The sequence below is a fragment of the Streptomyces sp. NPDC032822 genome (assembly GCF_055578825.1).
Genome location: NZ_JBVIOL010000011.1, coordinates 248,894 through 260,990 on the forward strand (window position 1 = coordinate 248,894; position 12,097 = coordinate 260,990).

Here is a 12,097-nt window from a genome sequence, read left to right on the forward strand (position 1 = left end):
CATGGGAAAGGAACGCCACATGACGTCCGCCGTGAGCGCGGCCGACATCGCACCGACGGCCTACGCCTGGGAGATCCAGGCCACCGGGCTGAAGGTCAGGGTCGGCAGGAAACGGATGGCCGTCGACGGCCTCGACCTCTCGCTGGGCGTCGGCGTCCACGGACTCCTCGGCCCCAACGGGGCGGGCAAGACCACCCTCATCCGGACGCTGGCCACCGTGCTGCGCCCCACCGGGGGCAGCCTGGAACTGCTCGGCGAGACCGTGGGCGGCATGGGCCAGCACCGTGCGGTGCGCCGCCGAATCGGCTATCTGCCACAGGAGTTCGGCTACTACAAGCGCTTCACGGTGCGCGAGTTCGTCGAGTACATGGCGTGGCTCAAGGAGGTGCCCAAAGCGAGCATCCCCGCGGCGGTGCAACGCGCCGTGGAAAGGGTGGGGTTGGCGGACCGCGCCGACGACAGGATGAAGGCCCTGTCGGGCGGCATGGTGCGCAGGGTCGGTATCGCCCAGGCCATCGTCAACGACCCGACGATCCTGCTCCTCGACGAGCCGACGGTGGGCCTGGATCCGGCGCAGCGGCTGCGCTTCCGAGAGCTGCTGCAGGAGTTGGGTACGGACACCTGCGTGCTCGTCTCGACCCATCTGGTGGAGGACGTCGCCGCCGCCTGCACCGACGTGGTGCTCTTCGCCGAGGGGCGGCTGGTCTTCAAGGGGCCTCCGGACGAGCTGGCCTCGGTGGGCGGCCCGGAGCATGTCGGTGACAGCCCGCTCGAACGCGGCTACTCGGCCCTGCTGCTCAACCCCGATCAGGCAAGGGGGACTTGGTGAACGGCCGTGTTCTGCGTATCGAGTTGAGGCGTTCGGTCGCCCCGTGGGCCGGCGTCGTGGTCCTGGTACCGGCGCTGGCGTTCCTGTACCTGCTGAGTGGCGCCTGGTGGAGTGGCACCACGGCGTGGACGGCCCAGTGGACACCGCTGGCCCTGTGGACCCGCTCCCTGTTGTTCTACCTGTGGCCGCTCGCCGTGGGGCTCGGGGCGCTGCAGGGACTGCGCGATCACCGCTCGAAGATGTCCGAGCTGCTGACGAGCACGTCGCGGCCTGCCCGGCACCGCGCGGCCGTCCTGGCGGGCGCGACGGCGATCACGTTGGCCTCGGCTTTCATGTTCCTCGTCCTCGTGGGTGGGGTCCAGGTACTCGCCCACACGGAGTACACGCACCTCGGGTGGCTGCCGATCTCGCTGGTGGGGGTGCTGTTCCTCGTCGCGGGGGCCGTCCTCGGCATGGGGGCCGCGAGGGCCCTGCCGTCCCCGCTCACCCCGCCCGCGCTGGCCATGGGCGCCATCGTGTTCACAGCCCTCATGCACATGTCGCTGGGCCGGACGCAGACGGACACGGTGGACGGGTTCACGAGCACGGAACCGAACCGGGTCTCGCTGCTGTCACCGACGGTGGAAGACGCACGCGAGGCGTTCGTCACGCTCTCCGCCTCCGTGCACGTCGGGCAGACGATCTGGCTGCTCGGCATGGCCGCGACCGGCTTCGCGCTGCTCGTCGCCGCGACCCCGCGGGCCCGACTGACCGCCCTGACGCCCGTCCTGGCGGGTGCGGCGATCGCCCTGCTCGTCCTCCCCGCCGACGCGCGCCGGATGTACGTCGTCGATGAGGCCGCCGCCGAGCTGGTGTGCGAGGGCCCGGTGTGCGTGACGACGACGCAGCAGGCGCGACTCGCGGACCTGGCGGGTCCCGGCAAGGAGGCGCTGCGGCTGCTGCACGGTGCCCTGGGCGATCAGGCGCCGGCCTCGATCCGGGAGAACACCGCCGTACTGCCGGAGGGCTCCACGCCGCAGTGGTCCCGCAAGACCGTGCTCCTCGACTTCGACGACGACATCGTCGCCGCCGCGAAGGGGCAGGAGCTGACCCGGGCCCTGATCGCCAAAGGCATGGTGCCAGGGTGCACCCCCGTCGGCTGGAGCGGCTTCGGGGGAGACGAATACGCGCAGACCGTCGCGGTGGGCTGGGTCCTCGGGGACCTCAAGCCGCTCCGCGGCACGCCGGCAAGTCTGCGCCCCGAGGTCGAATCCCAGACCCGCCCGGTGTGGAAGAAGCTCAAGGCGCTTCCCCGGTCCGCGCAGCTCTCGCGGATCAAGGCGATGCGCGCCGCCGCGCTCTCCTGCGAGGGCGACCCGTTCGATGTGCTGTCCGGCGGTGCGTCCCGGTGAGATGGGTGGTGTTGTACGCGCGTTCGCGTCAGGTACCCGCGTCGCTCGCCGCGATGCTGATCGGCGCGGTGGCGGTGTGGGCACTCACCCGGGACGGCAGCTCGGGGCCCGGTGATCCGAAGCTGCCCGCGCTCATCCTCACCACGGGAGCGATGGCAGCCTCGGTCGGGCTCGGCGGGCAGGACCTCGCGCTGGACCGGACGGCCGCGATCCGCTGGATGCCCCGCAGAGCGGCGCACGTGCTGCTCGCCGGCGCGGCCGTCGCCGCGGCACTGCTGACCGTGCAGACCATGGGCGCGTCCATGGCCACCACCGCGTTCGTCGTCCGGGACAGCGCGGGCCTGATGGGACTGGTCGCCCTCGGCGCGGCGCTCTCGGGCGGCCAGTACGCCTGGACGCTGCCGTTCGCCTGGCTCTCGTTCGTTTTCTTCGCCCCGCCCCCGACGAATGCGCCGACGCACGTGGCGATGTGGATGCTGCTGCCTCCCGGCACGACAGCGGCCACCTGGACAGCCCTGGTCCTTACGGTCGTCGGCACCACGGCGTACGCCGTCGCGGGTCCGAGGCGGTAGCCGGACCCCGGGACCCCGGACCGGGAGACCGCCGGGCCGCGTCGGCAGGCCGATCGCGGCGATGCCGCGGTCGGTGGCCGCGTACACGCGCCGGCCGTCGGCCACCGGCCGGTGCTCCGGCAGGAGCCACGTCTTGCCGTGTCGCCGTCGGGGGCGTCGGCGCGGATGCGGTGCGGGCGGGTGCCCGGAGCACACCGTGGCCGCACGGGTGGGGGGCACCGTCGAGGAGATCCGGCGTCCGTACAGCCACCTCCTCAAGGACCACGGCGAGACGCACGGGGCCCTCGCCACCGGCCTGACGGCGCGGCCGAAGCCGGCCGTCGCCCGGTGATCAGGACGAGTGCCCACAGCGGCCCGTGGGTGGCCACCTTCGTGGCGACGCTCGTAGCCGCGAGGTCCGGTTCGAACGGGTACGGATCGAGGTTCGGCCAAGCCCCTGATCCGGGAAATGGGCCCCTGAGCAGCATGGTCCCTGGCCAGGGACCATGGGCGGCGGACGAGCCGGGCCGTACGCCGGATTCAGTCCGGCAGGGGCGTGAGCAGCATGCGCCCGGCGAAGCCCACCGCCCCGTCCAGGCGCTCGGTGAACTCCTCGGCTACGTCGGGGAGTCGGCGCAGCACCCACAGGGCCCGCGCGGCGGTCCAGGTGGCGTCCCGGGCCCGGTCCAGACTCCAGGAGCCGAGCAGGTGAGTGAGCGGGTCGGCGATCTGGAGGAGATCGGGGCCCGGCATCAGCTCTTCGCGGATGCGCTCCTCCAGCGAGACGAGGAGATCACCCACGCGGTCGAACTCGTCCTCCACGTCCGCGGGTTCGCAGCCGAGCGTACGACAGGTGTCCACGACGGCGAGCGCCAGGTCGTGCCCGATGTGCGCGTTGATGCCCGCGAGCGCGAACTGCAGCGGTCGTACGCCGGGATGGCGGCGGAACTGGAACAGGGGCCGCCAGCAGGCCGGTGGGCGCCGGTCCTCGGCCCCCGCCTCGACGACGTCCAGATAGCGCTCCGCGAACCGCACGTCCAGCGCGATCGCCGCCCGCGCGTCCCCGAACCGCCCGCTGTCGATACGCCGGTCGACGGCCTCGGTGACGGCGAGGTAGACGCGGTTGAACACCCCGAGTCCGTCGCGCGCCGGGAGGGTCGTATCGAGCGCACGCATACGGGAGATGACTCTGTCCACGGAAGTGGTGACCGGGTCGAGGACAGTGGTGACCCGTTCGGCAGGAGTGGTGGTGACTTGTTCGCATTGCACCATGGGGGCAGAGTCGCAGCTTTAGGCTGACCCGGGTACCGGCGGGCCCGACGCTTCCCCAGAACGGGGGAACGCGCCCGCCGTTGGGGGAGAGCAAGAGTGGCCCTGAGGCAGAGCATGAGGGGGAGCCGCATCGTGTCAGGCCTACGAGCGCAGCGCCTGGCCGGGCGCCGGGCCGAGCGCAGGCGGACCGCGGGGCGGGTCGCGATGGTGGCGGCGGCCTCCGTGGTGGTGGCGATAGGCACCGCGGCCGGGATGCTGTCCGCACTCGACGACCGGCCCGACGCCGACGAGGCGAGGCCCGAGGTGACCAGTTCGCCGTACCTGGCGCCGCTGCCCGCCGTACCGCCGTCGTCCGCCTCGGCCGGCCCGAGCGCGTCTGGCTCGCCGTCGCCCAAGAAGAAGGCGAGCCCGTCGGCCTCGCCGACGAGGACCGGGAAGCGGGCGGGGCGGACGGCCGCCGCGGCGTCCACCCGGCTCTACCGGCACCCCGAGTCGCAGGTCCTCGAATGGGTCCGCGCCCACGACGGCGACCCGTTCCACGAGGTCATCGCGTCCCGCATCGCCGACCGGCCCGCGGCGATCTGGTTCGCCGACTTCACGCCGTCGACCATCACCTCCCGGGTGCGCGCGGTCACTTCGGGCGGCAGCGGGCAGGGCCGGGTGCCCGTCGTCGTGCCGTACGCCATCCCGGGTCGGGACTGCGGCGGCGCCTCACAGGGCGGTGCCCCCGACCTCGACGCGTACGACGCCTGGATCGACGCCTTCGCCGCCGGGCTGGGCTCCGGGGAGGTCATCGTGATCCTGGAGCCGGACTCGGTCGCCCAGACCGAGTGCCTCTCCGCGGGCGACCGCGACCGCCGCTTCGCCTCGTTGGCGCGGGCGGGCCGCGTCCTGAAGGCCGCCAACCCGAGGGCGCGGGTCTACTTCGACGCCGGGCACTCCGGCTGGAACTCCGCCGCCAAGCAGGCCGGCTGGCTGCGGCAGGCCGGCGCGGCCTCGGCCGCCTCCTCGGACGGCGTCTTCAGCAACGTCTCCAACTTCCACCGCACGGCCGACGAGATCGCCTACGACCGACAGGTCCTCGACGCCCTCGGCGGCCCGGCGAGCCTCGGCGCCGTCATCGACACCAGCCGCAACGGCAACGGCGCCCCGACGGACGGCGAGTGGTGCGACCCGTCCGGCCGCAAGCTCGGCCGGGCCCCGACCCTGGCCACCGGGGAGTCCCGGATCGACGGCTATCTGTGGGTGAAACTGCCGGGGGAGTCGGACGGCTGCAAGGGCGCGCCGGGGACGTTCACACCGTCGTACGCCTACGAGTTGGCCCGCTGAGAGACCTCGGGCGGATCATTGTGGCCGGTCACCCGGGCCCTCTGCCTTCTCGTCGTACGACGACGTCCCCTCGTCGAGCAGCGGCTGCTGCGTCCTGAGGTGGGGCGGCGCGAACGCGCGCAGCGCGTGGTAGCCGATGACGACGACGAGGGTGCCGAGGGCGATACCGCTCAGCGAGAAGGTGTCGGTGAACTCCAGGGTGACGTTGCCGACGCCGATGATGATGCCCGCCGCGGCCGGCACCAGGTTGAGCGGATTGCGCAGGTCCACCTCGGCGTTGATCCAGATCTGGGCGCCGAGCAGGCCGATCATGCCGTACAGGATGACGGTGATCCCGCCGAGGACACCGCCGGGGATCGCGGCCACGACCGCGCCGAACTTCGGGCACAGGCCGAAGAGGAGCGCGAAGCCGGCGGCGGCCCAGTACGCGGCCGTGGAGTAGACGCGGGTCGCGGCCATCACGCCGATGTTCTCGGAGTAGGTGGTGTTGGGCGGGCCGCCGACCGCGGTCGACAGCACGGAGCCGATGCCGTCGGCGGAGATCGCCGTACCGAGCCTGTCGTCCAGCGGGTCGCCGGTCATCTCGCCGACCGCCTTGACGTGCCCGGCGTTCTCCGCGACCAGGGCGATGACGACGGGCAGCGCGACCAGGATCGCCGACCACTCGAAGGACGGGCCGTGGAAGCTCGGCAGGCCGACCCAGTCGGCCCGGCCGACGGCCGACAGGTCCAGCCGCCAGTGGTCGGTGAGCCTGCCGCTCGCGTCGACCGAGTGGATCCGCCCGAAGATCCGGTCGAGGGCCCAGGAGAGGCCGTATCCGAAGACCAGACCGAGGAAGATCGCGATCCGGGACCAGAAACCACGCAGGCAGACGACCGCCAACGCGGTGAACGCCATCACCAGCAGTGCCGTCCACTGGTCCTGCGGCCAGTACGTCGAGGCGGTGACGGGCGCGAGGTTGAAGCCGATCAGCATCACCACCGCGCCGGTCACGATGGGCGGCATCGCGGCATGGATGATCCGCGCCCCGAAGCGCTGGACGGCGACCCCGACCAGGAACAGGGCGACGCCGACGACGAGGACCGCGCCGGTGACCGTGGCGCTCGAACCGCCGTCCGCCCGGATGACCGCGGCGACGCCCACGAAGGAGAGCGAACAGCCCAGGTAGCTGGGCACCCGGCCGCGGGTGGCCAGCAGGAAGATCACGGTCGCGACGCCCGACATCATGATCGCGAGGTTCGGGTCCAGGCCCATCAGGACCGGCGCCACGAACGACGCCCCGAACATGGCCACCACGTGCTGGGCGCCGAGCCCGGCGGTGCGGGGCCAGGAGAGCCGTTCGTCGGGGCGGACCACCGCTCCGGGCGCCGGCGTGCGTCCGTCGCCGTGCAGTTTCCAGCGGACGCCAAGATCCATGGTGCGGTTTCGCTTTCGTCGTGCGTGCGGGTGTCCGCATCATTCTCACGCGAAAGCGGAGGGTGATCGACCGCTTGGGGCGTCGGGCGGCGGCGGGTCTCAGGGGCGCGGGTCGGGCACGGACGCGGCCTGCCGGTCGAGCTTCGGCCGGTCGCGGTCGGCCGCGCGCAGCACGCCCGCGAAGACCACGAGCCCGAACGCCAGGATCGTCACCAGCCCGAACGACACCGTCAGACTGGTCGCCTGGGCGATGCCGCCGATCGCGCTCGGCGCGATCAGCCCCGAGGTGTACGTGATGGTCGCGACCCCGGCGATGGCCAGGCTCGGGTTCGACCCGCTGCGGCCCGCCGCGGCGAAGCACAGCGGTACGACCACGGCGATGCCCAGTCCCATCAGGGCGAACCCGCTCATCGCGACGGCCGGACGGTCCGCGACGACGACGAGCAGTCCACCGGCGGCGGCGAGGACCCCGCCCACACGCACCGTGCGCACGGAGCCGTACCGGTCCACCACCTTGTCGCCCACGAGCCGGGCGATGGCCATGGTGAGCGTGAAGCCCGTGGTGCACGCGGCGGCCAGCCCCGCCGAGCTCTCCAGTTGTTCGCGCAGGTACACCGCCGACCAGTCCAGGCTCGCGCCCTCCGCGAACACCGCGCAGAAGCCGACCGCGCCGATGAGGAGCGCCGACCGGGGCGGCAGCGCGAAGCGGGGCGGCGGTTCCTCGTCCTGGGCGGGCTGCAGGTCCAGCACCCAGGTGCACGAGGCGACCCCGACCAGGGTCAGGACCCCGGCCGCCAGCACGTGGTGCAGCCGGGCGTCCGCGCCCAGATGTGCGGCGAGCGTGCCGGCCGCCGAGCCGATCAGGGCACCCGCGCTCCACAGTCCGTGCAGGCCGGACATGATCGACCGGCCCAGCCGGTTCTCGATCTCGACGCCGAGCGCGTTCATCGCCACGTCCGCCATGCCCGCCGTCGCGCCGTAGACGAACAGGGCCAGGCAGAGGGTGAGGAGGTTCGGGGCCAGGGAGGGCAGGACGAGGGACAGGGTCCACAGGGCGATCAGGCCGCGCAGGGCGTTCCGGGCCCCGAAGCGGTGGGTGACGCTGCCCGCCAGCGGCATCGCGAGGGACGCGCCGAGGGCGGGGAAGGCCAGGGCGAGCCCCAACTGCCCCGCACTCACGGCGGCATGGTCCTGGATCCACGGCACCCGGGTCGCGAACGATCCGGTGACGGCCCCGTGCACGGCGAACACGGCGGCCACGGCGTACCGGGCCCGCCGCACCTCGCGTCCGTCGTAGACCACTTCACTCATTCTCGGACCCCTCCCAGGTTTTCGGTCTCCGCTCGCGAGGCCGTAAACTATCAGGGACCCTGCCTGATAGATAGCGGGATATCCGGCCCCGGTGGATCCGTCCGGCCGGTCGGGGCGCAGGGACATGACGGTGCCCGAGCGGCGCCGCCGATCTGGAAGGATCCCGGCATGCCCGCATCCCCGAGCACCGCCCGGGCCATCAACGACCGAGTCGCCCTGCGTCTGCTCCAGCAGGAAGGCCCGTTGACGGCAGGGCGGTTGAAACAGCTCACCGGCCTGTCCCGGCCGACCGTCGCCGACCTCGTCGAACGCCTCGCCGCCTCCGGTCTGATCGCGGTGGTCGGGGAGTCCGGCGAGCAGCGGCGCGGCCCGAACGCCAAGCTGTACGGGATCGTCGCCGACCGCGCCCACCTGGCGGCGCTGGACGTCCGCACCGAGAGCGTCGCCGTCCTCGTCTCCGACCTCCTCGGCCGGGTCCTCGCCGAGGCGTCCGTGCCGATCGGCGACGACACGGGCACCCGGTCCGCGGTCGAGCAGGCCGTCACCCTCGTCGAGCACGTGACGAAGGAGGCCGGCGCCGACCGGCTGCACACCCTCGGCATCGGCGCACCCGGCCTGATCGACCCCGCGGGCGGCGGACTCCGCGACTCCTCGGGCCTGCCCGCATGGCACCGGCAACTGGTGGCCGCGCTCCAGGACCGCTTTCCCCGGGCCCGGGTGAGCGTCGAGAACGAGACCAACCTCGCCGCCCTCGCCGAGCAGCGCGACGGCGCCGCCCGCGACCGGGACACCTTCGCGCTGCTCTGGCTCGGCATGGGTATCGGCGCCGCGCTCGTCCTCGACGGAACACTCCGCCGCGGGGCCTCCGGCGGGGCCGGCGAGATCGGCTTCCTGCCGGTGCCGGGCACGACGGGCCTGCCCTCGGCGACCGACTGCGACGGAGGCTTCCACTCCCTCGCGGGGGCCGCGGCGGTGGCCGCACTCGCGGCGGAGCACGGCGTGACGGCGACACCTGCGGCACATGAGCCGCAGGCCGCGGCGCTGGTGAGGGTGGCGGTGGCGGTGGCGTCGGGTGGGGCGGGGGCGACGAGGGAGGAGGGGGTGACCAGGGAGGAATCCGACGGCAGCCCGGTCACGTCGTCCGACGCCGGCCCTGCCACGTCGTCCGACGCCGGCTCCGCCACGTCCTCCGACGCCGACCCGGTCACGCCCTCCGAGGGTGGCCCCGCCGCATCTCCCCCCAACCCGGCCGCCGCCGCCCGCTTCCTGGACGCCCTCGCCGACCGCGTCGCCCTCGGTGCCGCCGCCGTCATCGCCGTACTGGATCCCGGCTGTGTGGTGCTGGCCGGAGAGATCGGCCGGGCGGGTGGCGACGCCCTGGCCCGCCGTGTCCAGGACCGGCTCGCCCGGCTGTCCCCCCTGCCCACCGAGGTGCGGCCCAGTGCCCTCGGCGGGGGCGCGGTACTGCGCGGGGCGCTGCTCACGGCGCGGGACCAGGCGCAGGACGACCTGTTCGCGCCCCCGGAATCCCGCTGACCACACCCTCGCCCCGGCCCCACAGGAGGAGCCCGATCCGCCTCACCCCCGGCACGAGGAGCCTGAGCCGTTTGCCCCTGCTCCGGACGGGGAGCCGGGTCGTCTGACCCCGCTCTGGACGGGTAGCCCGGACCGTCTGCCCTCTCCGCATGAGGATCCTGAACCGGCTGATCCGGACCCCGCCACAGGAGCCCGGACCGTCTGCCCTCTCCGCATGAGGATCCTGAACAGGCTGATCCGGACCCCGCCACAGGAGCCCGGACCGTCTGCCCCCGCCCCGTCCCCGCACCGGGAGCAGCCCGGACCGGCTAACCCAGCACCCGCCCCCGCCCCCGCCCCAGATACTCCTCGAACGTCCCCTTCCCCACGGCCCGCCCCGGTGTCAGATGTCCGCCCGCCCGGAACTCCCGGTACGCCCGGCCCGCCAGCGGCACGTTCAGCACCGCACGCCTGCGCCCCGTCGCCTTGAGGTAGGTCCGGGCCAGTGAGTCGAACGTCCTGACCTCGGGGCCGCCCATGTCCGCGACCCGCCCCGCGGGTGTGCCCGCCGCCAACTCGGCCAGCCGGTCGGCGACTTCGGCCACCTCGATCGGCTGGTCCGAGACCCCCGCGGGCAGCGGCAGCACCGGCGACCGGGACAGGATCCCGAACAGCCGCGCGAGCAGATCGTGGAACTGGGTGGTGCGCAGCACGGTCCAGCCGAGCCCCGACTCCTCGATCAGCCGCTCCACGGCGAGCTTGGTCCGGTAGTAGCCGAACGGCACCCGGTCCACGCCGACGATCGAGATGTAGACCAGGTGATCCACCCCTGCCCGCCGCGCGGCCTCGATCAGGTGCCCGGCCGCCTTCTCGTCACCGCCGCTCGTCGTGGTCGCGCAGTGCACGATCGTGTCCACGCCCGCCACCGCCGTGTCCAGGCCCGCCCCGCCTTCCCGCAGGTCGACGGCGTACGGCTGCGCGTGCCTGCTCAGCGCCCGCACCTCGTGCCCGTCCGCGCGCAGCCGCTCGGCGACGAGCCGGCCGAGCGTTCCGGTACCGCCGGTCACCAGGATCGTGCTCATGTTCTTCAGCCCCTCGGGACGCCGGGCGCTCCCGGACGGAGCGCCCCTCGTCAGCTGAGACCGGGCGGCCCCACGAAATGTGACAGCCCGCCGCCCCCTGCCTACGGCCGCCCGAGCTGACGGCGTACGAACGCCAGCTTCCGCGGGTTCAGAACGGCCCGCACCCGCGCGATCACCCCGTCCCGTTCCTCGAACACGGCCACCGCGACGAGCGCGTCCCCCGCCCATGCGGTCACCGCGTCCTCGCCGTTGATCTCGGCCGCCGTGAACTCCAGACCCGTTCCGAACCGTTCGAACGCGCCCACCGCGAACCGGACGACCTTCTCCCTGCCCTCGATCGGCCGCCGGGCCGTGCCGACCTCGCCGCCGCCGTCGCTCCACCAGATCGCGTCGGCCGCGAGCAGCTTCTCCAGGCCGGCCAGGTCGCCCTCCCGGGCCGCCGCGACGAAGGACGCGACGAGCTGCTCCCGCCGCTTCGGCTCGGGTGCGAAACGGGACCGCGGCTCGCCCACCCGCCGCGCCGCCCGGCGGTACAGCTGACGGGAGTTGGCCTCGGTGAGGTCGAGGACGTCGGCGATCTCCCGGTGCCCGTACGCGAACGCCTCGCGCAGCACGTACACGGCCCGCTCGACCGGGCTCAGCCGCTCCAGCAGGAGCAGCATCGCCATCGACACCGCGTCCCGCCGCTCGGCCGACTCCAGAGGGTCGAGGGTGCCGTCGGAGGTGAGGACCGGCTCCGGCAGCCATGGCCCGACGTACTGCTCGCGGCGGGCCCGGGCCGAGGTCAGGCGGTTGAGGCAGAGGTTGGTGACGACCTTGGCGAGCCAGGCCGCGGGGTGCTCGATGCCGGCGCGGTCGGTGCCGTCGAAGCGCAGATACGCGTCCTGGACGGTGTCCTCGGCCTCCTCCGCGGAGCCCAGCATGCGGTAGGCGAGGCCGAACAGGCGGGGGCGGTGACGTTCGAACTCGTCGGCGGGCGCGCTCGTCATGCGCCCAGCCTGCCAGAGGGCGGACATGAGAGGCCCGGCGGCGGGCAAGGGCCGTCGTCACCGCCGCCGGACCGGTCTACGGGTCCCGAAAGGACTAGACCAAAGAGTGTCAGCAGGAGGGCCGGGTTGAGAAGTCCACGAACATCACCTGTGAGCCAGCCCACACCGTTCGCCCGTATGGGGGTCGATCAGGCGTGGCACACTGGCTCTGTACCAGAAGCAGCGCACTCCGGGGTCGGTGAAAGTCCGAACCGGCGGTTACAGTCCGCGACCCGGTCACTTCCAGTGGCCGGTTGACCAGGTGAAATTCCTGGACCGACGGTTAAAGTCCGGATGGGAGGCAGTGCGCGGCGGGCGGGCATTCGTGCGCGCCGCCGTACCGGTTCGTCGTCGAGGCGAGCCCTGTCCGGCG

11 protein-coding genes and 1 riboswitch are annotated in these 12,097 nt (G+C 73.1%); of the genes, 6 read left to right on the forward strand and 5 right to left on the reverse strand.

The genetic code is table 11. The features are described 5' to 3' along the window. The first annotated feature begins 19 nt into the window (after nucleotides 1-19). The 4 genes from ACZ5VD_RS29505 (at nucleotide 20) to ACZ5VD_RS29520 (ending at nucleotide 3,123) form a co-directional block, all read left to right on the forward strand. Entirely contained in the window at nucleotides 20-829 is an 810-nt protein-coding gene (locus ACZ5VD_RS29505; RefSeq protein ID WP_468683798.1) for an ABC transporter ATP-binding protein, read from the forward strand. Then, a complete protein-coding gene (locus tag ACZ5VD_RS29510) occupies nucleotides 826-2,220 on the forward strand; it encodes a hypothetical protein (RefSeq protein ID WP_468683799.1) in 1,395 nt (464 codons plus the stop codon). The genes ACZ5VD_RS29505 and ACZ5VD_RS29510 overlap by 4 nt, the downstream gene beginning before the upstream one ends. Then, the gene (locus ACZ5VD_RS29515; RefSeq protein ID WP_468683800.1) at nucleotides 2,217-2,792 is read left to right on the forward strand and encodes a hypothetical protein; all 576 of its coding nucleotides are present in this window, start codon (nucleotides 2,217-2,219) and stop codon (nucleotides 2,790-2,792) included. The genes ACZ5VD_RS29510 and ACZ5VD_RS29515 overlap by 4 nt, the downstream gene beginning before the upstream one ends. A gap of 196 nt (nucleotides 2,793-2,988) precedes the next feature. Next, a complete protein-coding gene (locus ACZ5VD_RS29520) occupies nucleotides 2,989-3,123 on the forward strand; it encodes a hypothetical protein (protein ID WP_468683801.1) in 135 nt (44 codons plus the stop codon). 188 nt (nucleotides 3,124-3,311) lie between these two features. On the opposite strand, the gene ACZ5VD_RS29525 is transcribed toward ACZ5VD_RS29520, so the two are convergent. Next, a complete protein-coding gene (locus ACZ5VD_RS29525) occupies nucleotides 3,312-4,043 on the reverse strand; it encodes a DUF5995 family protein (protein ID WP_468553398.1) in 732 nt (243 codons plus the stop codon). 204 nt (nucleotides 4,044-4,247) lie between these two features. Between ACZ5VD_RS29525 and ACZ5VD_RS29530 the strand changes: the two genes are divergently transcribed. Further along, on the forward strand, nucleotides 4,248-5,372 hold the full coding sequence (locus ACZ5VD_RS29530; RefSeq protein WP_468553425.1) for a glycoside hydrolase family 6 protein: 1,125 nt from the start codon (nucleotides 4,248-4,250) through the stop codon (nucleotides 5,370-5,372). A gap of 15 nt (nucleotides 5,373-5,387) precedes the next feature. On the opposite strand, the gene ACZ5VD_RS29535 is transcribed toward ACZ5VD_RS29530, so the two are convergent. Together ACZ5VD_RS29535 and ACZ5VD_RS29540 are read right to left on the reverse strand one after the other, a co-directional pair. Then, the gene (locus tag ACZ5VD_RS29535) at nucleotides 5,388-6,788 is read right to left on the reverse strand and encodes a uracil-xanthine permease family protein (protein ID WP_468683803.1); all 1,401 of its coding nucleotides are present in this window, start codon (nucleotides 6,786-6,788) and stop codon (nucleotides 5,388-5,390) included. A 99-nt stretch (nucleotides 6,789-6,887) separates the two neighbouring features. Beyond that, nucleotides 6,888-8,099, reverse strand: a complete 1,212-nt coding sequence (locus ACZ5VD_RS29540; RefSeq protein WP_468553396.1) for an MFS transporter — start codon at nucleotides 8,097-8,099, stop codon at nucleotides 6,888-6,890. 168 nt (nucleotides 8,100-8,267) lie between these two features. On the opposite strand from ACZ5VD_RS29540, the gene ACZ5VD_RS29545 reads away from it, so the two are divergent. Beyond that, nucleotides 8,268-9,635: an ROK family transcriptional regulator gene (locus ACZ5VD_RS29545; RefSeq protein WP_468553395.1), complete on the forward strand. Its 1,368-nt coding sequence runs from the start codon at nucleotides 8,268-8,270 to the stop codon at nucleotides 9,633-9,635. Between the two features lie 308 nt (nucleotides 9,636-9,943). Here the strand turns inward: ACZ5VD_RS29545 and ACZ5VD_RS29550 are convergent, their stop codons facing one another. Further along, nucleotides 9,944-10,696 carry an SDR family oxidoreductase gene (locus ACZ5VD_RS29550; RefSeq protein ID WP_468683805.1) on the reverse strand — a complete coding sequence of 251 codons (753 nt, stop codon included), beginning with the start codon at nucleotides 10,694-10,696 and terminating at the stop codon, nucleotides 9,944-9,946. A 101-nt stretch (nucleotides 10,697-10,797) separates the two neighbouring features. Continuing rightward, a complete protein-coding gene (locus ACZ5VD_RS29555; RefSeq protein WP_468553393.1) occupies nucleotides 10,798-11,685 on the reverse strand; it encodes an RNA polymerase sigma-70 factor in 888 nt (295 codons plus the stop codon). 220 nt (nucleotides 11,686-11,905) lie between these two features. Continuing rightward, nucleotides 11,906-12,036, forward strand: a riboswitch (FMN riboswitch). The last annotated feature ends 61 nt before the right edge of the window (nucleotides 12,037-12,097 follow it).